The organism is Cupriavidus sp. MEYA8 (genome assembly GCF_059278825.1).
The window spans coordinates 467,916-490,406 of record NZ_CM181222.1; the positions used below are offsets into that span (position 1 = coordinate 467,916).

The following is a 22,491-nucleotide window of genomic DNA, read 5'->3' on the forward strand; positions in this document are numbered from 1 at the left end:
CTGACAAATTAGATTCACGGAGATGACCATGGCATGGATTCACATCGATGCGGCCGACACGCTGCAGAACGACGAGGTGATGCCGCTGACGCTGGGCGATCGCCAGCTTGCCGTCTATCGCAGCGATGACGCGTACTTTGTCACCGACAACGTCTGCACGCACCAGTACGCGCTGCTGTCGGACGGCTACCTGGAAGACGGCTGCATCGAATGCCCGCTGCACCAGGCCCGCTTCGACATCCGCACCGGCAAGGCGATGTGCGCGCCCGCCACCGGCGATATCCGCACCTACCCGGTCAAGATCGAAGACAGCCGGGTGTGGGTCGAGCTGTAAGGGAGCCGGTCATGACACAGCACACGCCCATCCTGATCGTCGGCGCCGGCCAGGCCGGGGCCATGGCCGCCGCCGCGCTGCGCGGCCTTGGCTATGGCGGCCGCATCGTCATGGCAGGCGGCGAACGGCACGCGCCATACGAGCGCCCGCCGCTGTCCAAGTCCGTGCTCGCCGACGCCGGACAGGACGGCAAGATCGGCGTGCACCCCGCCAGCTTCTATGCCGACCAGGGCATCGAGCTGCGGCTCGGCACCTGCGTCACCGCGCTCGATGCCGCGCGGCAAGTCGCGCACCTGGCCGACGGCAGCGCCATCGGCTATGGCGCCTGCCTGCTCGCCACCGGCGGCAATACCCGCGCGCTGCCCGCGCTGCCGCCCGGCACGCCCCATGTGCATTACCTGCGCTCGCTGGATGACGCGGCGCGCCTGCGCGACGCCATGCAGCGCGCAGGCGAACTTGCGGTGATCGGCGGCGGCTTCCTTGGCCTGGAGACCGCTTCGACCGCTGCAGGCATGGGCCTGAAGGTCACGCTGGTCGAGAGCGCGGACCGCCTGCTGGGTCGCGCGCTGCCGCCGGAGCTTGGCGCATGGCTGGCGGATCGGGTGCGGGCGCAAGCCGTGACCCTGCGTCTTGGTTGCGGCATCGCTCACTGCGATGTCCAGGGCGATGGCGTGCAAATGCGGTTCGACGACGGCTCCGCGCTGCCCGCTCCGCTGGTGGTGGTCGCGATTGGCCTGATACCGGAAGTGGCGCTCGCCGCCGGCGCTGGCCTGGCGCTGCATCCGCAGAATGGCGGCATCCAGGTCGACGAACAGTGCCGCACCAGCGCGCCGTCAATCTATGCCGCTGGCGACTGCTGCAGCCAGTACCAGCCGCTGTTCGGCGCCGAGATGCGGCTCGAGTCCTGGCAAAGCGCCAATGAACAGGCGCGCATCGCGGCGGCGGCGATGCTGGGCGTGGCGGCGGAGCCCGCGGCGCTACCGTGGTTCTGGACCGACCAGTTCGGATGCAACGTGCAGATGCTCGGCGCCGCGCATCCGGATATCCGCTATGCCTGGCGCGGTATCGCGGCCCACGATGCCGCCGCCCCGAAGTTCATGCTGCTCGGCACCCGCCACGGCCGCCTGCGCCATGCCATTGCCGTGAATGCCGGCGGCGACCTGCGCCAGCTGCGCGCACTGGTCGGACACGACGTCTCGGCGCATCTGGCACGCCTGTGCGACGACACATTGCCGCTGCGGCAGGTCGTCCGCGAACGGCAGGCGGAAGCAGACAGCTCCATCACACTCTGAGAGGACTCCCACATGTACCAGACACAAGCGGTGATCCAGCACACGCTGGGCAAGAAGAACCCGGGACTGGATGAATGCCGATGGCCCGAGGACGGACTGCACTACATCCCGGACTGGGTCTACACCAGCCAGGCCGTCCATGACCTGGAGCTGCAGAAGATCTTCCGCGGCCGCTCATGGAACTATGTCGCGCTAGAAGCCGAGATCCCGAACGCCGGCGACTTCAAGCGCTCGTATGTCGGCGCGACGCCGGTGGTCGTGTCGCGCGCCGAGGACGGCTCGATCCATGTCTTCGAGAACCGGTGCGCGCACCGCGGCGCGGAGTTCTGCCGCCACAGCCAGGGCAATGCCAAGGAATTCGTCTGCCCTTACCACCAGTGGTCCTACGATCTCAAGGGCAACCTGCAGGGCGTTCCGTTCAAGCGCGGCGTCAACCGCGCCGGCGGCATGCCCCGGGATTTCCGCAACGAAGACCACGGGCTGGTAAAGCTGCACGTGGCGACGCGCAACGGCGTGATCTTCGCCTCCTACGCAGCTGACATGGAAAGCCTGGAAGACTACATGACGCCGGAAATCCTGAAGGATTTCGACGTGGTCTTCAACGGCAAGCCGCTCAAGGTGCTCGGCTACTACAAGAACGAACTGCCGTGCAACTGGAAGATGTACCACGAGAACCTGAAGGACCCTTACCACGCCACGCTGCTGCACTCCTTCCTGGTGGTGTTCGGCCTGCTGGTGGCGGGCAACGAGTCGGCAATGATCGCCGACCCCGTGCACGGCCGCCACGGCACCATGGCATCGGCCAAGAAGGAGGACAAGTACGCGGCCGTCAGCGACGAGAACAAGAAGGAGATGCGCTCGTACCACGAAGGCATGCGCCTGGAGGACGAGCGCTTCCTGGAGTACGTGCGCGAGTTCGACTCGCCGTGGTCGGTGACGATGCAGACGATCTGGCCGAACCTGATCGTGCAGCGCGAGATGAACACGCTGGGCGTGCGCCAGATCGTGCCCAATGGCCCGGACAGCATGCTGATGCTGTGGACCATGTTCGGCTACGAGGACGATACCGAGGAAATGACGCAGCACCGCCTGCGCCAGGGCAACCTGATGGGCCCCGCCGGCTTCCTCGGTCTGGAGGACAACGAGGCGATGAAGTTCGTGCAGGAAGGCGTGCGCCGCTCCAGCAGCGACCTCAACGTGCTCAAGCTTGACGCGCAGCAGGTCGGCACGTCCAGTTCCCTGATCTCCGAATCCGCGATCCGCGCGATGTACCAGTACTACCGCGGCGTGATGGGGTTCTGAGGGCGGCCTGACGGGAATCCAAAAGCATATGAAACCGATGAACTACTCCCTCTATCGCGAGAGCACCCTCGGCACCGCGCGCGCGATCGAACTGCGGCTGGAGATCGATGCCTTCCACGCGGACTATTGCGCGGCACTGGACGCCGGCGTGGTCGAGCGCTGGCCGGGCTTCTTCACCGACGATGCGCTTTACCGCATCACCGCGCGCGAGAACGCCGAACGCAACCTGCCCGTCGGGCTGGTCTATGCCGAAGGCATCGGCATGATGCGCGACCGCGCCGCGGCGATCGCCAGTACGCAGATGTTCGCGCCGCGCTACAACCTGCACCTGGTGACCAATACGCGGGTCAGCGATGAAACCGCCGACGGCGACATCGTGGCGCAGGCCAACTTCATGCTGTTGCAGACGCTGGTGGAGGGGCCCACCACGATCCATCTCGCTGGCACCTATCACGACCGCTTCCGCCGCCAGGGCGGCAGGCTGCTGCTGCGCGAGCGCCAGGTGGTGTACGACACCACCATCATTGCGAACGACCTGGTCTATCCGGTCTGAGGCAGCTGACAGGTCAAACCGGCGATGGTGGTCTCCCCTCTGCCGCAAGCGGGAGAGGGGAGCAAACCGACGCCCGCCGTTGTTGCTTACTTCATTACATGCTCCGCAGCACCGTGCGGCTGTACTGGTTGTTGGCTTCCACCAGCGTCGCCAGCAATTCCATGAACACCTCCCGCTGCGCCGGCTTCAATGGAGCCAGCATGCGTTCCTGCGCGCGCGCCATGTCGGCGCGCAGCGACGTGACCACGCTCTTGCCTTCGCGCGTCAGGTGGACATGGCGCGTGCGCCGGTCCGCGGGGTTCTCGCGGCGCTCGACCAGGCCGCGGTCTTCCAGCCGGCGTACCACGTCCATCGTCGTGGTCCGGTCCAGTCCCACTTCCTGTCCAAGCGAAGTCTGGTCCAGTCCCGGCAGCACCGACAACACGGTCAGGATGGCGTACTGCACCGGCGTGATATTGGGCGCCTTGCACTCCTCGAAGAACATCGCCACGTGGATCTGATGAAGCCGCCGCACAAGAAACCCGGGACGTGCCCAGAGCAACTCCTTGGCGGGATCCGCTTCCGGCACCGCAGTTGCCGTACTGCCGTTTTCACTCGTTGCGCTGCGCTTTGCTCTCGGAGACATCGCCTTCACCATTTTGTATGCACACTGACAGTATATATGAGGCACGGTGAAGACGACTCGCCCTGAACGGGCCAACAGCGCGTCGCGTGGATGGCCCGAAGCGCCGGCGCCTCAGCGCGCGCCAGCGGCGCTGAGAATGCGCTCGATCTGCGCATGGCCGCGCTGGCGCGCATGCTGCAGCGGGGTGACGCCCTCGCCGTCGGCGAGATTCACATTGGCGCGCGCCTGCACCAGCAGGCGTACGATCTCGGTATGCGCGGCGCCGCCGTTGCCGAGGATGATGGCCTCGAGCAGCGCCGTCCATTTCAGCCGGTTGACATGGTCGACGTCCACGCCCGCCGCGATCAGCATGCGCACGGTCTCGACATGCCCGCGCTCGGCGGCGGGAATCAGCGCGGTGCCGCCGTAGCGGTTGGTGCTGCGCAGGTCTGCGCCGTGGGCCAGCGCCATGCGCAGGATCTCGTTGTGGCCGCGCGCGCCGGCGTAGAGGTAGGGGCTGTCCTGGATCGCATCCTTGGCATTGACGTCGGCGCCGGCCTCGATCAACGCCTTTGCCGCCTGCACCTGGTTGTGATGCGTGGCGACCAGCAGCGCGGTACGTCCCTGCGCGTCGCGGGCGTCGATGGTAGCGCCGCTGGCAAGCAGCGCCCGCACGCGTGCGGCGTCGCCGCTGGCAGCGGCGGCATGGAGTTCGGTGGCCGGCAAAGCGCCGGCCGCGGAGGAAACGTGGGTCAGCATGGCAATGACAAAGGCAAGGCAGAGGAGCAGGCGCGCGGCCAGCATGCAGGAACTCCGTGCGAAATGAGAATGAGAAGATAGCGGCCATGGTCGCGCAGCAGGAGCGGCCTGGCCGCGCATTCTGTCACGCCGGCACCGCGCGCCGGAAGTTAAGGTTCTGAATGGGATCCAGTGCCAAAGCGAATGGCTGGCCGCGTGTGTCACTGGCCAAGCCCACGCCACCGGCATGGCCATCACACTGTCATCGTCGCTGGCCGATAATGGCTCCGACACCGGTGCCCGCGAGGCAACTTGTAACGGCAAGTACTGGCAAGGAACCGTGCGCCACCGGTGCCGTCAAACAAGCTAGCCGCTTGAGACCGGACATGCCACCGGGCACCGCGCTGCAGCATTCGTGCCGCAACGCAGCACGCACGGCCGCACGTGCCAGGGTCTCCACGGCGCGCTTCTTCGCGCGGGCGCCGCGTGCGCCCTGCAGACTCCCAGCAAACGCCCCCTCTAGCCAAGGAGATGAACGTGCTGAGCCCGCATGAATTTGCCACGCTATTGCTATTGAGTGACGGCCCCGACTCCCTCGATTCGAGCGATTCCCGCCAGATAGATCCCACCGACCTGAAGGCCCTGGTCGAAAAACAATTGGTCCAGCTGGAAGTCCTGCACGGTTGCCGGCAGGAACCGCGCATCACCAGCCACGGCTATTCGATGCTGAAAGCCATGGGACGCTGAGGCGTCCCGCCCATCACCCAACCGGCTGACCCACATGGACGTGCGCCCTGCCGCCGGTATTGTCGGGACAGCCCATTCCGACACCGCGCGCCGCCGCTTCCTGCAAGAACTTGCGGGCCTGCTCGCGCTCGTCGGCGCCGGCACCGCAGGAGCGCAGGCGCCGGCAGCGTGCCTGCTCACCCCCGAGGCAACCGAAGGACCCTTTTACCTTGACGACGCGCTGCTGCGCGCCGACATCCGCGACGGCCGCCCCGGCCAGCCGCTGCGGCTGCGGCTGCGCGTGGTCGAGGCACGGCGCGGCTGCGCGCCCGTCCAGGGCGCGCTGGTCAGCGTGTGGCACTGCGACGCCAGTGGCAGCTACAGCGGCGAGAGCGCCACCAATCGCCAAACCCGCTACCTGCGCGGCGTGCAGCCCACCGGCGCCGACGGCGTGGCGACGTTCACCACGATCTATCCCGGCTGGTATCCGTCGCGCGCCATCCATATCCACTTCAAGGTGCTGCTGGCGCACGCGGAAGTCCTGACCAGCCAGCTGTATTTCGACGATGCGCTCAGCCGCCAGGTGCTAGGCAGCCACCCTGCCTACCGCGCGCATGGCGTGCCGACGCGCCCAACCACAGGGGATCCGATTGCCGGCAGCAGACCCAGCACTGTGCGCGTGAACCAGCCCGGGGAAGCCGGCGGCGCGCTCGAGGGGGAGTTCACGATAGGGATTGTGCGCGCCTGAATCTTGCGGCAATGCCGCATCGGCGTCCGCGCTGCAACGCCAAAGTGAGCCAGCCCTCACCGCCCGGGTAATCCCTACATTGTGGTTCTCTGTCCATTTCCTACCATGAAGGGAATCAAGGGCCACCCTGCGCAGCGCGAGCGCAGCCTCCTGGTCCAGCGCTTTCCCGATTTTCCCGACTTTTCCGGTGTTCAAGACAGTGGCGAGCTGCCTCGGCCCATGGCCGGCGCTCGCGGTCATCCACCCACACATGGAGGCAATCATGGCATCCAGGACGAGGAAAACGCAGGCGAAGCAGGCTGCTGCGGAGACTGGCGGCGGGGGTGGCGTCTCGCGGCGCGGCTTTCTCGGCGGCGCCGCCGGGGCAGCTGCCGGCGCTGCGGCAATGGGATTCCCCGCGGTCGTCAAGGCACAGGGCCCGATCACCATGCGCTGGCAGAGCACATGGCCGACCAAGGACATCTTCCACGAGTTTGCCGGCGATTTCGTCGCCAAGGTGAACAATATGTCGGGCGGCGACCTGAAGATCGAACTGCTGCCCGCCGGCGCGGTGGTCAAGGCGTTCGACCTGATCGATGCCGTCAGCAAGGGCACCCTCGACGGCGGCCACGGCGTGATCGCGTACTGGTACGGCAAGAACTCCGCCCTGGCGCTGTGGGGCTCCGGCCCCGCCTGGGGCATGGATCCGAACATGCTGCTGGCCTGGCACAAGTACGGCGGCGGCAAGCAGCTGCAGGAAGAGATCTACCGCAGCCTGAACCTCGACGTGGTCTCGTTCCTGTACGGGCCGATGCCGACGCAGCCGCTGGGCTGGTTCAAGAAGCCAATCACCAAGCCACCGCGTTCGCGCCGGGCTTTGCCTTCTTTGCCGCTTGCCGCTTCCTGACCGGGCTGGGCATAGGCGGCGAATACGCGGCAATCAATTCCGCCATCGACGAACTGATCCCCGCGCGCGTGCGCGGGCGCGTCAACCTGGCGATCAACGGCAGCTTCTGGCTCGGCGCGGCATTGGGCGCGGGCCTGAGCCTGCTGCTGCTCGATGCGCGCGTGCTTGGGCCGGTATGGGGCTGGCGCGCTTGCTTTGCGCTGGGCGCGCTGCTGGCAGTGGCGATCGTGCTGGTGCGCCGGCACGTGCCCGAGAGTCCGCGCTGGCTGGCCACGCACGGACGTCTGGAGGAAGCCGAGCGCGTGGTCGCCACGATCGAAGCCGAGGTGCGCGCGAGCCATGGGCCGCTGCCGCCGGTTGCTTCCGATTGCGCCGCGGTCGCGATGCGCCCGCGCGCTGCCCCCGGCGTGGGCGAGGTCTTGCGCCTGCTGCTGCGGCGCTATCGCCAGCGCAGCACGATCACGCTGGCGCTGATGGTGGCGCAGGCGTTCTTCTACAACGCCATCTTCTTTACCTATGCGCTGGTGCTGACGCGCTTCTACCACGTGCCGGAAGCGAGTGTGGCGCTCTACATCTTCCCGTTCGCGCTGGGCAATGCCGCCGGGCCCTTCCTGCTGGGCCCCCTGTTCGACCATATCGGACGCCGGCGCATGATTGCCGCGACCTATGTGCTTGCCGGCATCGGGCTGGCGCTGACCGGCTGGGCCTTTGTCGAAGGCTGGCTCGATGCGCGCGCGCAGGCGTTGTGCTGGTCGGCCGTGTTCTTCCTGGCTTCGGCGGCAGCGAGTTCCGCCTATCTCACCGCCAGCGAAGTGTTCCCGCTGGAAATGCGTGCCCTCGCGATCTCGGTGTTCTACGCCCTCGGCACGGGCACCGGTGGCTTTATCGCGCCATTGTTGCTGGGTGCGTTGATCGAGAGCGGCAGCCGCGAGGCGGTGGCAGCGGGCTATGGCCTCGGTGCGGCACTCGTCACCATCGCTGGCCTGTTGGCGTTGCGTTATGGCATCGATGCCGAACGGCGTCCGCTGGAACAAGTCGCGCCGCCGCTTGCTGCGGATGATCACCCGCAACGGTAAGCCAGCGCTTAGTCAGCGCCTGTCCGAAAGTCTGCAGCCCGCGCCAGACAACGTTCCCGGCCCCTGCGCGCGCCCGTCGCGTCTTGCTGTCGCAACTGCCATTATGAAGGCCGTATTAAGCAGGACTAGGACCTCCCCTTACACATTCTTACAGCAAGCCAAGGGGCAACTGACTAGCCTTAACTCACGCGCGGCGGCCTGAGTGCATGAATCTTAGCGTCAACAGGCTGCCACCTCGTGGCCATCGCCTTGCTGCTCGCAGCAGCGATCGGCCATTGTTCAACGCTGCCCGAAACAGACCGGGCAAATCCACGGACCGGACCGAGGTCCGATGCAAAGTGCGCCGCAGCGGCTGACTGCCTCAGCGCGCGTGCTGCAGACAACAAGCTGAATTGGGGACTAGCAGGCCCGGGCATCGCGCGACAGCTCTTGCGCGACGCCACGCGCTTGCCTGCGAATTTGCTCTTCCGGCATGCGTTGCGTGCAGCCGGAAGGGACGCTTTTGACTTGCTTGCCGGAGAACAACGACCATGGCCGACCAGCGCAACAACCCACCTCCGCCTTCCACACACCCGCCGCGTAACACGCTGGCCCCCGCATCGCAACGCCAGCCGCACGGTGACGGGGTGGTCCAGCGCCAGCAGCCGGTCGCCATACCGCTGTGGCATATCGTGCCGCGCATGGCCGGCTATGGCGTGGTGCTGTTCATTGTGTGGGCGGTGCTGACGATTATGTTTCCGAATGTGTTTACGCGTTCGTCGGAGCGTGCCGTGATCAATAGTCCCGTCAGCCTGGTGACCTCGCCGGTCGAAGGCATCGTCATGCAGCAGAAGGTGGCAGCGGGCCAGAGCTTCACCGCCAACCAGCCGCTGATGGTGGTGCAGAACCCGAACATCGACCGCTCGCTGCTGGTCGAGCTGACCGGCAAGAAGCTCGATACGCAGCAGCGCTACGATTCCGCGCGGGCGCGGCTGGAATCGAACCGCCGGCTGATGGGCGCCACCGAGCAGGACCTGCAGCGCTACAACAGCGCCGCGCAGCGCGAGCATGCGACGCGCGTGCGTGCGCTGCAGGCGCGGCTGGCGTCGGCCACCGCGCAGGAGGACCAGCAGCAGGAGGTCGTCAACCGCAACCAGAACATGCAGTGGGCAGGCGCGGTGAGCGAGGCCTACACCAATGCATCGCGCTACCAGTTGTCGATGCTTACCAACGCCAAGGCCGCGGTGAAAGCCGAACTGGACAGCGCCGTCGGCGAAAGCGAAGCGTCGCGCAACAAGGTCTATGCCTCGTCGGCGGACGGCCCCAGCGCTTCTCTGTCGCAGCGGCGCCAGGCGCTGAGCGCCGAATCCGCGCAGCTGACCGCCGAACTGGAGCAACTCGAGGCGTACGGCAAGTCAGTCGACGAGCTGCTCGCCACCGAGCAGCAGCGCATCGACCGGCTGTCCAACCTTGAGATCCGCTCGACCGAGGCCGGCACCATCGAAGACCTGATCGCGCAACCCGGCATGCGCGTGGCAGCGGGCGCCACGCTGGCACGCGCCAGCAACTGCGCGCAGACGCGCGTGGTGGCGGTATTCCCGCGCAGCCTCAGCGACAACCTGTTGCCGGGGGCGCGCCTGAACGTGCATGTCGACGGACTGCCGGCGGCGCTGCCGGCATCGGTGGCGGAGGTCCTGCCGCGCGCGCCCGACGGCGACCAGGCGCGCTACTTCGTGCCGTTCCCGCCGATCGAGAAGAACGAGATCTACGTCATCGCCAAGCTCGACCGGCCGCTGGGCAAGCTGCCGGACAAGCCGAATGCGGCCGCATCGGCGACCACGGCCAGCGCGGGCGGTACCGCACCGGCGACCTCGGGCCACTGCGGCATGGGCCGCTGGGCACGCGTGACGCTTGATCAAAGCTGGCTGGGGCAGCTGCGGGCATCGCTGACTTGAGCCACCGACCTGAACGGGCCTGAACGGACACCACGGAGACGAGCATGATCCGACCACCGTTGCCTCCACCGCGCATGCGCCGGCTAGCCGCTGCACTGTTGCTGCCGGCAGCGCTCGCACTCGCCCCGGCCGCCGCGCATGCGCAGGCGTCGCAGCAAACCCTGCTGGCCGAAGGCTGCAAGGTACTGGCCGAGCGTGTCGGCCGTGAAGCCGGCAACGGCCCGGTCTTCCTCGCCAGCTATGAGCCCGCACCGGGCGGCGAGCCGCTGGTGCCGGCGCTGCGCAACGCCGCCTTCGTCTACGACAACGCGCTGGCCGGCATCGCGCTGGTGGCGTGCAAGCGTCCCGCCGAAGCGCGCCGCATCGCCGACGCCGTGCTGCAGGCGAGCCGGCAGGACCGCCACTATCGCGACGCACGGCTGCGCAACGCCTATCGCGCCGGCCCGCTGCCCGCAGGGCCGGCACCGTTGCCCGGCTGGTGGGACGAGCCCAGCAAGCGCTGGTTCGAGGACGCCTACCAGGCCGGCACCGCCACCGGCAACGTCGCCTGGGCCGCCCTGCTGCTGCTCGCCGTGCACGAAGCCACGCGCGACGCACGCTACCTGGACGGCGCCGCTGCGCTGATGGGCTGGGTCCACGCGAGCGTGCCCGATACCGGTGCGCCCGCGGCCTATACCGGCGGTTTCTTCGGCCACGAGCCCAGGCAGATCCGCCAGGGCTGGAAATCGACCGAGCACAACGTCGATACCTATGCCGCCTTCAGCTGGCTCGCCAGCCTGCGCAACGACCCGCGCTGGCGCGACGGCGCGGCGCTGTCGCGCGGCTTTGTCAATGCCATGTGGCAGCCGCGCGAGGGCCGCTTCGTGATCGGCACCAAGGACGACGGCCGCGGCCTCAATGCCGGCCCGTCCGCACTCGATGCCGTGCTGTGGCCGCTGATCGCCCTGCCCGATACGCCGCGGGACTGGTACCGCGCGCTGGGCTGGGTCGATGCACGCCATCGCGCCGGCGCGGGTTACGGCTTCAAGGCCAGCCCGGACGGCATCTGGACCGAAGGCACCGGCCAGGCCGCGCTGGTGCTGCAGGCCGCTGGCCGCGCGCAACAGGCGCAGCCGTTGTGGCCGCTGCTGCTGTCGCAGCGCGCTCCCTCGGGCATGCTCTACGCCACGCCCGATGCGCGCATCAGCACGGGGCTGTCGATCGGGCCCACGTCGACCACCGAAGACTTCCACTACTTCCACCTGCCGCATCTTGGCGCCACCGCGTGGGCCGTGCTCGCGGCAGCGCGCTGGAATCCGTTCCGCCCCGGCGGCTGCCTGGACCCGTCGTGCCCGCCGCCTGCCATCGCCGCGGCCAATACCGGCACCACCAACGCCACCAACACCAACGCCCCCGGCAAGGACTGACGATGTTCACCCTCTTTCTCGAGAACCAGTCGCTGCTGGCCATCAACGGCGGCGTGCTGCTGGCGATGGTGCTGCTGACGCTGCTGTGCCGCCAGGAGCGGCCGGCTGACCGCATGCTGTTCGGCGGCATCACCTTCCTGCTGCTGATGGTCTACGTGACCTGGCGCGTGCGCGAGACGCTGCCCCCATGGCAGCCGACCTTCGCCAGCGCATGGGCGCATGTGTTCTTCGCCTTCGAGTGCATGACGCTGGCCTACACGCTGCTGTCGATCGTGGTGCTCAGCCGCAACAGCAACCACTCGCCCGCGGCCGACGCCGGCGAATCCGCGCTGCGCCGCGCCGCACACGTGCCGCGCGTGGACATCTTCATCGCCACCTACAACGAAGGACTGGACATCCTGGAGAAGACCATCGTTTCGGCGCTGGCGATCGACTATCCCGATTTTCGCGTCTGGGTGCTCGACGACACGCGCCGCGACTGGCTGCGTGAATTCTGCGGCCGCGTCGGCGCCTACTACGTGACCCGCCCGGACAATGCGCACGCCAAGGCCGGCAATCTCAACAACGGCCTGCGCCACAGCGCCGAAGCCGGCGGCGCGCCGTACATCCTGGTGCTCGACGCCGACTTCGCGCCCCACCGCAACATCCTGCTGCGCACCGTGGGCCTGTTCGACAACCCGCGCGTGGGCGTGGTGCAGACCCCCCAGTTCTACTACAACGCTGACCCGATCCAGTACAACCTGCGCGCCACCGAGTGCTGGGTCGACGAGCAGCGCGCGTTCTTCGACGTGATGCAGCCGGCCAAGGACGCGTGGGGCACCGCGTTCTGCATCGGCACCTCGTTCGTGGTGAGGCGCGACCTGATCGAACACATCGGCGGCTTCCCGACCGGCACCGTGACCGAAGACATCCACCTCACCTACCGGCTGCTGCGGCACGGCTATATCACGCGCTGGCTCAACGAGCGGCTCAGCGTGGGACTGTCCGCCGAAGGGCTGCCCGAGTACATCAGCCAGCGCAGCCGCTGGGGGCTGGGCACGGTGCAGGTGGCGCTGACCTCCGACGGGCCGCTGCGCGGTCCCGGCTACACCGCGGTGCAGCGGCTGCACTACGTGCACGGGCTGCTGCACTGGATGTCGCGGCCGTTCACGCTGATGCTGCTGGCGGGGCCGCTGCTGTACTGGTATTTCGGCGTCTCCACGCTGTACGGCGAGCCGCTGCAATTCCTCGCCTACGGCCTGCCCGCGCTGGTGGCGTACTGGGCCTACAGCATCTGGATCACCGGCCAGCGCGCGCTGCCGATCTTTACCGAAGTCACGCAGATCGTCGCGTCGCTGGCGGTGACAGTGTCGCTGGTCAGCGCGATGTTCAAGCCGTTCGGGCGGCCGTTCAAGGTCACCAACAAGGGACTGGACCGTTCGAAGCTGGTGATCCACGGCAAGTTCGCGGCGCTGTACGCGAGCCTGCTGGCGTTATCGGCGCTGGGACTGGGGCGCGCGCTGGTGGTCGATGCCGATGCGCAGGGGCTGGCCTTCAATACGATATGGACGGGCGTGGCGCTGATGCTCTACCTGGCTTCGTTCCTGGTCTGCGTGGAGCTGCCGCGGCCGCGCAAGGAAGAGCGTTTCCCGCATCGCGCCGCGGCCTTGCTGCGCGTGGACGGGCGCGAATACCGCGTCACCACGCACGACCTGTCCTGCAACGGCGTGGCCGTGACGACGCCGCTGGCCGCCGCCTTCCACCCTGGCGCCGAAGGCGCGCTGTGGCTGGCGCAGACCGGCTGGATTCCATGTCGCGTGGTACGGCGCGATAACCAGTTGCTTGGCATCGCGCTGCATGCCGACATGGCGGCGCGTCACAGCCTGATCCGCCTGCTGTTCAGCGATCCCGCGCACAACATTGCCCGCCAGGGCCAGCCGCGGCTGGCGATCTCGCGCTTCATGCGGCGCGCGCTGCTGGGCTAAACAAAGACTGCCTTTCCCTGACTCTCCGGAAACCCTTCATGCGAAGCCTGAGCCGCCACTCCTCCCCTGCACAACGCTTGCTGCCCCGCGCCTCGGTGTTGGCGCTGTCACTGGCGCTCGCAGCCTGCACGCTGGAGCCGCAATACCAGCGGCCCGACGCGCCGATCCCTTCGGCGTTTCCGGATGGCGCCGCCTACCGCACGCCGCAGGCCGCCGCCGGCCAGCCTGGCCAGCGTGCTCAGGCGGTACAGCCGCCCGGGCCTTCCGCCGCCGATCTCGGCTGGCGCGATGTCTTCCTCGACCCGCAGTTGCGCCAGCTGATCGAACTCGCGCTGGCGAACAACCGCGACCTGCGCATAGCCACGCTTTCCATCGACGAAGCCCGCGCGCTCTACCAGATCGAACGCGCGGCGCAGTTCCCGACGGTGGAGGCCAATGCCGGCATGGCGTCGCAGCGCCTGCCGTCGCGGGTGCGTGCGCCGGGCCAGTCGCAGCAGATCACCACCTACAACGCCGGCATCGGCTTCACCGCATTCGAACTCGATTTCTTCGGCCGGGTGCGCAGCCTCAAGCATGCGGCGCTGGAGCAATACCTGGCCACCGAGGAAGCGCGCCGCAGCGCGCAGATTGCGCTGGTGGCGGAGGTTGCCAACGCCTACCTGACGCTGCGCGCCGACCGCGAGCTGCTGCGGCTGTCGCAGGACACGCTGAAGACGCAGCAGGAAGCGGCCGAAATGGTGCGGCGCGGGCGCCAGGCGGGCGCGATGGCGCAGCTGGACCAGCATCGCGTGCAAACCCAGGTGCAGACGGCGCAGGTCGGCGTGGAACAGTACACGCGGCAGGTGGCGCAGGACGAGAACGCGCTGACACTGCTGGTCGGCACCCAGTTGCCGAAGTCGATCGCCGAGGGGGGCAACCCGGCCGCGGGCGCGGCGGCAGACCCGCTCGAGCCGCGCACGCTGATGCAAGAGTTCCCGGAGGGGCTGCCATCGAGCCTTCTGACGCGGCGCCCCGACATCCTCGACGCCGAGCACCAGCTCAAGGCCGCCAACGCCAATATCGGCGCCGCACGCGCGGCGTTCTTCCCGCGCATCTCGCTGACTGGCGCGCTGGGCGTGGCCAGCACCAGCCTGGCGGGGCTGTTCTCCGGCGGCATGGCCTGGCTGTTCGCGCCGCAGCTGACGGTGCCGATCTTTGATGGCGGGCGCAATCGTGCCGGGCTGGATGCCGCCAACGTGCGCAAGGACATCAACGTGGCCAACTACGAGAAGACCATCCAGACCGCCTTCCGCGAAGTGGCCGACAGCATGGCGGCGCGCGCGACCTACGAGCGCCAGGTCAAGGCGCAGGAAGCGCTGGTGCGCGAAGGCAGCGAGACGCGGCGGCTGTCGGAGATGCGCTTCAAGAACGGGGTCGATGACTACTTCGGCGTCTTCGATGCGCAGCGCCAGCTCTATGCCGCGCAACAGTCGCTGGTCACGTACAAGCTGGCGGGGCTGACCAGCCGGGTATCGCTGTACAAGGCGCTCGGCGGCGGCTGGCGGGAGGTAACGGACAACGGGGGCAATGGCGCCCGCCCTGCGCCACCCGGACCGGCGGCACCGGCCGCGCCGCGGGCGCCGGCTGCGGCAGCGCCACGCCCGGCGCAAGCACCGGTCCCGGTAGCTGCAGCGCCACGTGCGGCGCAGGCGCAGGCGCAGGCACCGGCAGCCGCACCGGCCCCTGCACCGGCCCCTGCACCGGCCCCTGCACCAGCACCAGCACCAGCACCAGCACCAGCACCAGCACCAGCACCTGCACCTGCACCTGCACCTGCTCCAGCTCCAGCTCCAGCTCCAGCTCCAGCACCTGCAGCGCCACGCTGAACGGCACGGCGGCAGATTGGCAGAGTTGCCGGGGCGCTGCCCCCGACTACGCGCGCAAGGCGGTGCATAGCCATCGAGCGCGGGCGCGGGCCGGAACAACTGTACAGCGCCGCGCACCAAAACCTGTATATGGCGCCCTGGAGGAACTTGCCGCATGATGCGGCTGCATCGCGCACCAGACGCGAGCGTTCCCCCAGGACTCCAATTGCCGCACACCACCTCCGGAAAAAGCTCGACCCTTATTGCTGTCCTGGCCCTGACCGGCTCGATGGCCTCGCTATGCGTCGGCACGTCGTTCGCCAAGCATCTGTTCGACGCGCTCGGCGCGCAAGGCACCACGGCGCTTCGCGTCAGCTTCTCGGCCCTGATCCTGCTGTGTGTATGGCGGCCGTGGCGCATCCCCCTGACGCGCGCCAATGCGGAGGCGATCACGCTGTATGGCGCGGCGCTGGGCGCGACCAACCTGCTGTTCTACATGTCGCTGCGCACGGTACCGCTGGGGCTGGCGATTGCCATCGAGTTCACCGGGCCGCTGGCAGTGGCGGTGCTGTCGTCACGGCGCGCCATCGACTTCCTGTGGATTGCGTGCGCGGTAACGGGCCTGCTGCTGTTGCTGCCGATTGGCAAGGCGGCCGGCACGCTCGATCCGGTCGGCATCGGCTACGCGCTGGCCGCCGGCGTGGGCTGGGCGCTCTATATCGTATTCGGGCAGAAGGCCGGCAACGCGCACGGCGGCCAGGCTACCTCGCTGGGACTGACCATGGCAGCGCTGGTGGTGCTGCCGTTCGGGGTGGCGCACGCCGGCAGCGCGCTGCTCAGCCCGCCGCTGCTGCTGGCGGGGCTGGCGGTGGGCGTGCTGTCCAGTGCGATTCCCTATTCGCTGGAAATGGTGGCGCTCAAGCGCCTGCACCGGCGCACCTTCGGCATCCTGCTGAGCATGGAGCCGGCCATGGGCGCGCTGGCGGGGCTGGTGTTCCTGCATGAACAGCTGAGCCCGCTGCAGTGGCTGGCGATCGCCAGCATCATCACCGCTTCGGTCGGTTGCACGGCGACTTCGCGCGGCAAGCGCGATGCCGGCTGAGCCTGGCGTAGCGCTCAGTACGCGCCGAACCAGTCCGCCGGCACGCTGCCCGCTTCCTCCCGCAGCGTCATCGAGACTTCGTGCAGGAAGCTGTCCTCCGGATTGCGCCGGCTGCTGAAGCCCAGGCCCCGCAGGATCGCCAGCATGCGGCGGTTCTCGCTGAGCACGTCGCCGCGCATGGCGCGCAAGCCAGCCGCGCGGGCATGGTCGCGCAGCCGCGTGATCAGGCGCCGGCCCAGGCCCTGCCCTTGCCAGCCATCGGCGACGACCACCGCAAATTCGGCGACACGGCCGGTCACGACGTATTCGGCGCTGGCGACGATCGCCGGCGTCCCTTGCGCGTCGGGCGCGACTACCACCAGCGCCACGCTGCCCGGCGCGGGCCGGGCCAGCCCGTCGACGACCTGGTCGACCACCCGCCCACCGGTCAGGAAGCGGAAGTAGCGGCTTTCACGCGACAGTCCATCGATCATGGCGCGCAACGCGCCGCGATCCTGCTCGTGCGTGCGGCGCACCATCACCTGCCCACCCCGGCCCACCGGCCAGCTTTCTGCCAGTGGTTCGCTGGCTGCGTGCGCTGTCGTCGATCGGCTCCTGCCTGTCATGCCATACCCCTGAATACACTATTCGTAGTCAGAGTATAGGCAATAACCTGACTTTTGCAAATGAAGTCAGCATGCTAAGCTTCCGGCATGATGAACGCCACCGCGTCTGACCTCCGCCAATGCTCGATCGCCGCCACGCTTTCGCTGGTCGGTGAAAAGTGGACGATTCTTATCCTGCGGGACGTATTCCACGGCGTCACGCGCTTCGACGAGTTCCTGCGGCGGCTCGAATGCTCTCCGGCCGTGCTGTCCGCACGGCTCAAGACGCTGACCGAAGCCGGCCTGCTGCGTAAGGTCAGCTACCGCGAGCCCGGCGAACGCGAGCGCTTCGAGTACCGCCCCACGCGCGCCGCCGTCGAGTTGTTGCCGGTGTTGATCGGCCTGATGCAATGGGGCGACAGGCACATGACGTCCTGCGGCGAAGGCCCGGTCCAGATCCGCTCGCAGTCCAGCGGCAAGCTGGTGCGCGCGGCGCTGGTCGACGAGGACAATGTGCTGGTGTCTCCGCGCGACATGCAGGTCGTTCCCGTTGCTCCACGCCGCACCGAAGGCAAGCAATAACCCGCTGCCGTCCCTTGCTGCGCCGCACCGGCGCGGCACACCGCACTGCACCATGACTGTGCCGGCGGTCCGCCAACCGCCCCAGCACAGCGCATCGGGGCTTGCCGCCGGCGCCACTGCGCGCTCCAAACCCCCATTCACCGTCACTTCGCGTTCTGGCACACCCCTTGCGTAATGTGGTCCGGGCCCGTCAACGGCGACCGGCCCATCCCACACAGCGCAGCGGCTATCCCATGTAGCGGCTGTCAGGACAACGGCGTCCCCTGAACTGGCTCATCAGACCATCGATGTGCCGGCTCGCGGGACGCCATTTGTTTTTTTTTGGAGCAAGTGACGATGACCGGCAAAGCCACCCGCATCGAGCTGCTGAGCTTGAGCACCCCGCAGATGCGCGCCTTCCACCTGACCTGGATGGCGTTCTTCGTCTGTTTCTTCGCGTGGTTTGCCTGCGCGCCGCTGATGCCGGTGCTCAAGGGCGAGTTCGGCCTGACCCCGGGCCAGATCGCCAACATCAACATCGCGGCGGTGGCCGTGACCATCCTGGTGCGCCTGGTGATCGGGCCGATGTGCGACCGCTTCGGCCCGCGCAAGACCTATACCGGCCTGCTGGCGCTGGGCGCGCTGCCCGTGCTGGGCGTGGCGCTGGCGCAGAACTACGAGACCTTCCTGGTGTTCCGCCTGCTGATCGGCGCGGTCGGCGCCAGCTTCGTCATCACGCAGTACCACACCTCGGTGATGTTTGCGCCCAACGTGGTCGGTACCGCCAACGCGGCCGCGGCCGGCTGGGGCAACGCCGGCGGCGGCGCCGCGCAGGCCATCATGCCGCTGCTGCTGGCCGCCGTGCTGATGATGGGTGCGGATCACGCCTTCGGCTGGCGCATCGCGCTGCTGGTGCCGGGCGTGCTGATGCTGGCGATGGCAGTGGTCTATTACCGCTTCACCCAGGATTGCCCGGAAGGCAACTACTCGGACCTGCGCGCTCAAGGCATCGCTATCAGCGGCAAGGATGGCGGCAAGGGCGGTGGCTGGGCCAGCTTCCGCGCCGCCAGCGCCAACTACCGTGTGTGGCTGCTGTTTATCACCTACGGCGCGTGCTTCGGCGTGGAAATCTTCATCCACAACATCGCCGCCATGTACTACGTCGACCAGTTCGGCCTGAGCCTGAAGGCCGCAGGAATGGCCGCGGCAAGTTTTGGCCTGCTGGCGCTGTTCGCCCGCGCACTGGGCGGCTGGCTGTCGGACAAGGCGGCGCGCCGCCGCGGCCTGGATGCGCGTACCACGCTGCTGTTCGTGCTGATCCTGGGCGAAGGCCTGGGCCTGCTGTGGTTCGCACAGGCCGGCAACGTGGCCATGGCCGTGGTCGCGATGCTGATGTTCGGCCTGTTCACCCACATGGCCTGCGGCGCGACCTACGCCCTGGTGCCCTTTATCGATCGCAAGGCGCTGGGCGGCGTGGCCGGGATCATCGGTGCCGGCGGCAACGTCGGCGCGGTGGCCGCGGGCTTCATGCTCAAGGGCCTGGGCAACGTGCAGCAGACGCTGACGGTGCTGGGCGTGCTGGCCACCATCGCCGCCGTCTGCGCCATCGCCATCCGTTTCAGCGCCGAGCACAAGGCCCGCGAACAGGCGCTGTACGACAGCGCGCTGGCCAACTGAATTTGGTATCGCCCCACAGCACTGCAAGCACTACAAGCACTTCAAGCACTTCAAGCACTTCAAGCACTACAAGCACCACAAGCACCACAAGCAGCAAAGACTGACTACCGGACAAGGAAAGCATCATGAAACTGATCATCGTCGGCCACGGCATGGTAGGTCACAAGTTCCTGGAATCGCTGGCGGAAGCCGGCGCAGACAACCTGGAAGTGACCGTCCTGTGCGAAGAACCGCGTCCCGCCTACGATCGCGTGCACCTGTCCGAGTTCTTCTCCGGCAAGTCGGCCGAAGACCTGTCGCTGGTGCCGGCGGGCTTCTTCGAGCAGCACAACAATATGCTGCTGCGCCTGAACGCCCGTGCGGTGGAGATCGATCGCGCCGCGCGCACGGTCAAGGTCTCCACCGGCGAGACCCTGTCCTATGACAAGCTGATCCTCGCCACCGGCTCCTACCCGTTCGTGCCGCCGGTGCCGGGCAAGGACCGCAAGGACTGCTTCGTCTATCGCACCATCGAAGACCTGGAAGCGATGCAGGAATGCGGCGCGCGCTCGAAGACCGGCGTGGTCGTCGGCGGCGGTCTGCTCGGCCTGGAGTGCGCCAAGGCGCTGCGCGACATGGGCCTGCAGACGCATGTGGTGGAATTCGCGCCGCGCCTGATGGCGGTTCAGGTCGACGAAGGCGGCGGCCGCATGCTGCGCCAGAAGATTGCTGGCCTGGGCGTGACCGCGCACACCGGCAAGAACACCGTCGAGATCGTCGACGGCGAGGACGGCACGCATCGCATGGTGTTCGCCGACGGCACGCATCTGGACACCGACATGATCGTGTTCTCGGCCGGCATCCGCCCGCGCGACGAGCTGGCGCGCGCCACCGGCCTGGAAGTCGGTGCGCGCGGCGGCATCTCGGTCGACAACAACTGCCGCACCTCCGACCCGGACATCTACGCCATCGGCGAATGCGCGCTGTGGGACGGCAAGATCTACGGCCTGGTGGCCCCGGGCTACGACATGGCCCGCGTGGCCGCGCGCCACCTGCGCGGCGAGGCGGCCGAGTTCGGCGGCGCCGACATGAGCACCAAGCTCAAGCTGATGGGCGTGGACGTGGCCAGCATCGGCGACCCGCACGGCACCGTGCCGGGCGCGCGCATCTACCAGTTCAGCGACGACCGCAAGGAGGTCTACAAGAAGCTGGTGGTGTCCGATTGCGGCAAGTACCTGCTCGGCTGCGTGCTGATCGGCGATGCCAGCGAGTACGGCACGCTGCTGCAGATGATGCTCAACAAGATCGAGCTGCCGGAGTCGCCGGAATTCCTGATCCTGCCCGACAGCAGCGGCAAGGCCAAGCCGGCGCTGGGCGCCGACGCCCTGCCTGACACCGCGCAGATCTGCTCGTGCAACAACGTCTCCAAGGGCGAGATCTGCGGCGCCGTGTGCGATGGCGCCACCAGCATCGGCGCGCTCAAGAGCTGCACCAAGGCCGGCACCGCCTGCGGCGGCTGCGTGCCGCTGGTCACGCAGATCATGAAGGCCGAGATGAAGAAGCAAGGGATGGCGGTCAACAACCACATCTGCGAGCACTTCCCGTTCTCGCGCCAGGAGCTCTACCACCTGGTGCGCGTGGGCAAGTTCAAGACCTTCGACGCGCTGCTGGAAGCGCACGGCAGCGGCATGGGCTGTGACATCTGCAAGCCGGCGGTGGGCAGCATCCTGGCTTCGTGCTGGAACGAATTCGTGCTGAAGGAAGAGCACGCCAGCCTGCAGGACTCCAACGACTACTACCTGGCCAACATCCAGAAGGACGGCACCTACTCGGTGGTGCCGCGCATGCCGGGCGGCGAAGTCACGCCCGAGGGCCTGATCGCCGTCGGCCAGGTGGCCAAGAAGTACGGCCTGTACACGAAGATCACGGGCGGCCAGCGCGTCGACCTGTTTGGCGCGCGCGCCGAGGAGCTGCCCTTTATCTGGGAAGAGCTGATCGCCGCGGGCTTTGAATCGGGCCATGCCTATGGCAAGGCGCTGCGCACGGTGAAGTCGTGCGTGGGCTCGACCTGGTGCCGTTATGGCGTGGGCGACTCGGTCGGCCTCGCCGTCGAGCTGGAGAACCGCTACAAGGGCCTGCGCGCGCCGCACAAGATCAAGTTCGGCGTATCGGGCTGCACGCGCGAATGCGCCGAGGCGCAGGGCAAGGACGTCGGCGTGATCGCTACGGAAAAGGGCTGGAACCTGTACGTGTGCGGCAACGGCGGCATGAAGCCGCGCCACGCCGAACTGCTGGCCAGCGACCTCGACCACGACACGCTGGTGCGCTACATCGACCGTTTCCTGATGTTCTACGTGCGCACCGCCGACCGCCTGCAGCGCACCAGCGTCTGGCGCGACAACCTCGAAGGCGGCCTGGACTACCTGAAGGCCGTGGTGCTGGACGACAAGCTCGGCATCGCCGCCGAGCTGGAGACCGAGATGCAGCACGTGGTCGGCACCTACGAAGACGAGTGGAAGAAGGCCGTGACCGATCCCGAGACGCGCAAGCGCTTCCGCCATTTCGTCAACAGCGATCGCCGCGACGACAACCTGGTCTTCATCGAAGAGCGCGGCCAGATCCGCCCGGCCACGCCGGAGGAACGGAAATTGCAGCGCTCCCGGCTGGGCCACATTCCCGTGGTCGCCGTGCCCGCAAAAGCAGCCTGATCGTGCAAGCATTCAAGGAGAACGTGATGAGCCATCCCCACCATCCCGACACCTGGACCGCGGTCTGCACCGTTCGCGATATCGTGCCCAATACTGGTGTATGCGCGCTGGTCGACGACAAGCAGATCGCCGTGTTCCGCATCGGCCGCGGCGAAGAGGTCTATGCCATCGATAACTTCGATCCCAACTCGCAGGCAGCGGTGCTGTCGCGCGGGCTGGTTGGCAACCTGGGCGAGCGCCTGGTGGTGGCCTCGCCCATCTACAAGCACCACTTCGACCTGCGCACCGGCGAATGCCTGGAAGCGCCGGAGCAGTCGGTCAACGCCTATGGCGCGCGCGTCTACGACGGCAAGGTGTGGGTTGCCGCCAGCGTGGCAATGCGCGAGGCCGAGGAAGAACTGGCCGCCTGATCCGCCCTTTATCCAACTTCCTGGTCGCGCCCCCCGATGCTCACCACCGCCTTCACGCCCAGC

Annotated in this window: 19 protein-coding genes and 1 pseudogene; 17 read left to right on the plus strand and 3 right to left on the minus strand. The window is 67.6% G+C overall.

Annotated features, from left to right (window positions below; genetic code table 11):
• Window positions 1-28: 28 nt before the first annotated feature.
• The 4 genes from AC5WJ1_RS19275 to AC5WJ1_RS19290 are packed head-to-tail and all read left to right on the plus strand — an operon-like array spanning window position 29 to window position 3,481.
• Window positions 29-334 (plus strand): non-heme iron oxygenase ferredoxin subunit, encoded by a 306-nt coding sequence (locus AC5WJ1_RS19275; RefSeq protein ID WP_133095365.1) that lies wholly within the window; start codon window positions 29-31, stop codon window positions 332-334.
• Window positions 335-345: 11 nt separating this feature from the next.
• Window positions 346-1,626 carry an NAD(P)/FAD-dependent oxidoreductase gene (locus AC5WJ1_RS19280; RefSeq protein WP_494476904.1) on the plus strand — a complete coding sequence of 427 codons (1,281 nt, stop codon included), beginning with the start codon at window positions 346-348 and terminating at the stop codon, window positions 1,624-1,626.
• A 12-nt stretch (window positions 1,627-1,638) separates the two neighbouring features.
• Window positions 1,639-2,928 carry an aromatic ring-hydroxylating dioxygenase subunit alpha gene (locus tag AC5WJ1_RS19285; protein WP_195431456.1) on the plus strand — a complete coding sequence of 430 codons (1,290 nt, stop codon included), beginning with the start codon at window positions 1,639-1,641 and terminating at the stop codon, window positions 2,926-2,928.
• A gap of 37 nt (window positions 2,929-2,965) precedes the next feature.
• Entirely contained in the window at window positions 2,966-3,481 is a 516-nt protein-coding gene (locus AC5WJ1_RS19290; RefSeq protein ID WP_195431450.1) for an aromatic-ring-hydroxylating dioxygenase subunit beta, read from the plus strand.
• Window positions 3,482-3,575: 94 nt separating this feature from the next.
• On the opposite strand, the gene AC5WJ1_RS19295 is transcribed toward AC5WJ1_RS19290, so the two are convergent.
• A complete protein-coding gene (locus tag AC5WJ1_RS19295; protein WP_133095369.1) occupies window positions 3,576-4,106 on the minus strand; it encodes a MarR family winged helix-turn-helix transcriptional regulator in 531 nt (176 codons plus the stop codon).
• A gap of 111 nt (window positions 4,107-4,217) precedes the next feature.
• A complete protein-coding gene (locus AC5WJ1_RS19300) occupies window positions 4,218-4,889 on the minus strand; it encodes an ankyrin repeat domain-containing protein (protein WP_133095370.1) in 672 nt (223 codons plus the stop codon).
• Window positions 4,890-5,360: 471 nt separating this feature from the next.
• Here AC5WJ1_RS19300 and AC5WJ1_RS19305 point away from each other — a divergent pair, with 471 nt between their 5' ends.
• From AC5WJ1_RS19305 to AC5WJ1_RS19345, 9 genes and pseudogenes are all read left to right on the plus strand, one after another.
• A complete protein-coding gene (locus AC5WJ1_RS19305; RefSeq protein ID WP_133095371.1) occupies window positions 5,361-5,570 on the plus strand; it encodes a hypothetical protein in 210 nt (69 codons plus the stop codon).
• Between the two features lie 34 nt (window positions 5,571-5,604).
• Window positions 5,605-6,297 carry an intradiol ring-cleavage dioxygenase gene (locus tag AC5WJ1_RS19310; RefSeq protein ID WP_135703688.1) on the plus strand — a complete coding sequence of 231 codons (693 nt, stop codon included), beginning with the start codon at window positions 5,605-5,607 and terminating at the stop codon, window positions 6,295-6,297.
• Window positions 6,298-6,559: 262 nt separating this feature from the next.
• Complete coding sequence (locus AC5WJ1_RS19315; protein WP_494476905.1) at window positions 6,560-7,183, plus strand: twin-arginine translocation signal domain-containing protein; 624 nt, start codon at window positions 6,560-6,562, stop codon at window positions 7,181-7,183.
• A pseudogene (locus tag AC5WJ1_RS19320) lies at window positions 7,132-8,259 on the plus strand (MFS transporter); the annotation flags it as partial. The gene AC5WJ1_RS19315 and the pseudogene AC5WJ1_RS19320, both read left to right, overlap by 52 nt.
• 530 nt (window positions 8,260-8,789) lie before the next feature.
• Window positions 8,790-10,193 (plus strand): HlyD family secretion protein, encoded by a 1,404-nt coding sequence (locus AC5WJ1_RS19325; RefSeq protein ID WP_135703685.1) that lies wholly within the window; start codon window positions 8,790-8,792, stop codon window positions 10,191-10,193.
• A gap of 44 nt (window positions 10,194-10,237) precedes the next feature.
• Window positions 10,238-11,599 carry a hypothetical protein gene (locus AC5WJ1_RS19330; protein WP_218959729.1) on the plus strand — a complete coding sequence of 454 codons (1,362 nt, stop codon included), beginning with the start codon at window positions 10,238-10,240 and terminating at the stop codon, window positions 11,597-11,599.
• Window positions 11,600-11,601: 2 nt separating this feature from the next.
• Window positions 11,602-13,563: a glycosyltransferase family 2 protein gene (locus AC5WJ1_RS19335; protein ID WP_135703684.1), complete on the plus strand. Its 1,962-nt coding sequence runs from the start codon at window positions 11,602-11,604 to the stop codon at window positions 13,561-13,563.
• Between the two features lie 38 nt (window positions 13,564-13,601).
• A complete protein-coding gene (locus tag AC5WJ1_RS19340; RefSeq protein ID WP_494476906.1) occupies window positions 13,602-15,428 on the plus strand; it encodes an efflux transporter outer membrane subunit in 1,827 nt (608 codons plus the stop codon).
• 268 nt (window positions 15,429-15,696) lie between these two features.
• Window positions 15,697-16,509: an EamA family transporter gene (locus AC5WJ1_RS19345; protein WP_494476995.1), complete on the plus strand. Its 813-nt coding sequence runs from the start codon at window positions 15,697-15,699 to the stop codon at window positions 16,507-16,509.
• A 14-nt stretch (window positions 16,510-16,523) separates the two neighbouring features.
• On the opposite strand, the gene AC5WJ1_RS19350 is transcribed toward AC5WJ1_RS19345, so the two are convergent.
• A complete protein-coding gene (locus AC5WJ1_RS19350; protein ID WP_494476907.1) occupies window positions 16,524-17,114 on the minus strand; it encodes a GNAT family N-acetyltransferase in 591 nt (196 codons plus the stop codon).
• 90 nt (window positions 17,115-17,204) lie between these two features.
• Here AC5WJ1_RS19350 and AC5WJ1_RS19355 point away from each other — a divergent pair, with 90 nt between their 5' ends.
• The 4 genes from AC5WJ1_RS19355 (at window position 17,205) to nirD (ending at window position 22,428) form a co-directional block, all read left to right on the plus strand.
• Window positions 17,205-17,675 carry a winged helix-turn-helix transcriptional regulator gene (locus AC5WJ1_RS19355; RefSeq protein ID WP_133095410.1) on the plus strand — a complete coding sequence of 157 codons (471 nt, stop codon included), beginning with the start codon at window positions 17,205-17,207 and terminating at the stop codon, window positions 17,673-17,675.
• Between the two features lie 336 nt (window positions 17,676-18,011).
• Entirely contained in the window at window positions 18,012-19,331 is a 1,320-nt protein-coding gene (locus AC5WJ1_RS19360; RefSeq protein WP_133095381.1) for a NarK family nitrate/nitrite MFS transporter, read from the plus strand.
• 125 nt (window positions 19,332-19,456) lie between these two features.
• Window positions 19,457-22,018, plus strand: a complete 2,562-nt coding sequence (gene nirB, locus AC5WJ1_RS19365; protein ID WP_494476908.1) for a nitrite reductase large subunit NirB — start codon at window positions 19,457-19,459, stop codon at window positions 22,016-22,018.
• Window positions 22,019-22,044: 26 nt separating this feature from the next.
• On the plus strand, window positions 22,045-22,428 hold the full coding sequence (nirD, locus tag AC5WJ1_RS19370) for a nitrite reductase small subunit NirD (protein WP_133095411.1): 384 nt from the start codon (window positions 22,045-22,047) through the stop codon (window positions 22,426-22,428).
• Window positions 22,429-22,491 lie beyond the last annotated feature (63 nt).

Coding starts and splice junctions, on each gene's coding strand:
- AC5WJ1_RS19275 (WP_133095365.1), top strand. CDS start 29: ATGGCATGGATTCACATCGATGCGGCCGACACGCTGCAGAACGACGAG.
- AC5WJ1_RS19280 (WP_494476904.1), top strand. CDS start 346: ATGACACAGCACACGCCCATCCTGATCGTCGGCGCCGGCCAGGCCGGG.
- AC5WJ1_RS19285 (WP_195431456.1), top strand. CDS start 1,639: ATGTACCAGACACAAGCGGTGATCCAGCACACGCTGGGCAAGAAGAAC.
- AC5WJ1_RS19290 (WP_195431450.1), top strand. CDS start 2,966: ATGAACTACTCCCTCTATCGCGAGAGCACCCTCGGCACCGCGCGCGCG.
- AC5WJ1_RS19295 (WP_133095369.1), bottom strand. CDS start 4,106: ATGTCTCCGAGAGCAAAGCGCAGCGCAACGAGTGAAAACGGCAGTACG.
- AC5WJ1_RS19300 (WP_133095370.1), bottom strand. CDS start 4,889: ATGCTGGCCGCGCGCCTGCTCCTCTGCCTTGCCTTTGTCATTGCCATG.
- AC5WJ1_RS19310 (WP_135703688.1), top strand. CDS start 5,605: ATGGACGTGCGCCCTGCCGCCGGTATTGTCGGGACAGCCCATTCCGAC.
- AC5WJ1_RS19315 (WP_494476905.1), top strand. CDS start 6,560: ATGGCATCCAGGACGAGGAAAACGCAGGCGAAGCAGGCTGCTGCGGAG.
- AC5WJ1_RS19325 (WP_135703685.1), top strand. CDS start 8,790: ATGGCCGACCAGCGCAACAACCCACCTCCGCCTTCCACACACCCGCCG.
- AC5WJ1_RS19330 (WP_218959729.1), top strand. CDS start 10,238: ATGATCCGACCACCGTTGCCTCCACCGCGCATGCGCCGGCTAGCCGCT.
- AC5WJ1_RS19335 (WP_135703684.1), top strand. CDS start 11,602: ATGTTCACCCTCTTTCTCGAGAACCAGTCGCTGCTGGCCATCAACGGC.
- AC5WJ1_RS19340 (WP_494476906.1), top strand. CDS start 13,602: ATGCGAAGCCTGAGCCGCCACTCCTCCCCTGCACAACGCTTGCTGCCC.
- AC5WJ1_RS19345 (WP_494476995.1), top strand. CDS start 15,697: ATGGCCTCGCTATGCGTCGGCACGTCGTTCGCCAAGCATCTGTTCGAC.
- AC5WJ1_RS19350 (WP_494476907.1), bottom strand. CDS start 17,114: ATGACAGGCAGGAGCCGATCGACGACAGCGCACGCAGCCAGCGAACCA.
- AC5WJ1_RS19355 (WP_133095410.1), top strand. CDS start 17,205: ATGAACGCCACCGCGTCTGACCTCCGCCAATGCTCGATCGCCGCCACG.
- AC5WJ1_RS19360 (WP_133095381.1), top strand. CDS start 18,012: ATGACCGGCAAAGCCACCCGCATCGAGCTGCTGAGCTTGAGCACCCCG.
- nirB (WP_494476908.1), top strand. CDS start 19,457: ATGAAACTGATCATCGTCGGCCACGGCATGGTAGGTCACAAGTTCCTG.
- nirD (WP_133095411.1), top strand. CDS start 22,045: ATGAGCCATCCCCACCATCCCGACACCTGGACCGCGGTCTGCACCGTT.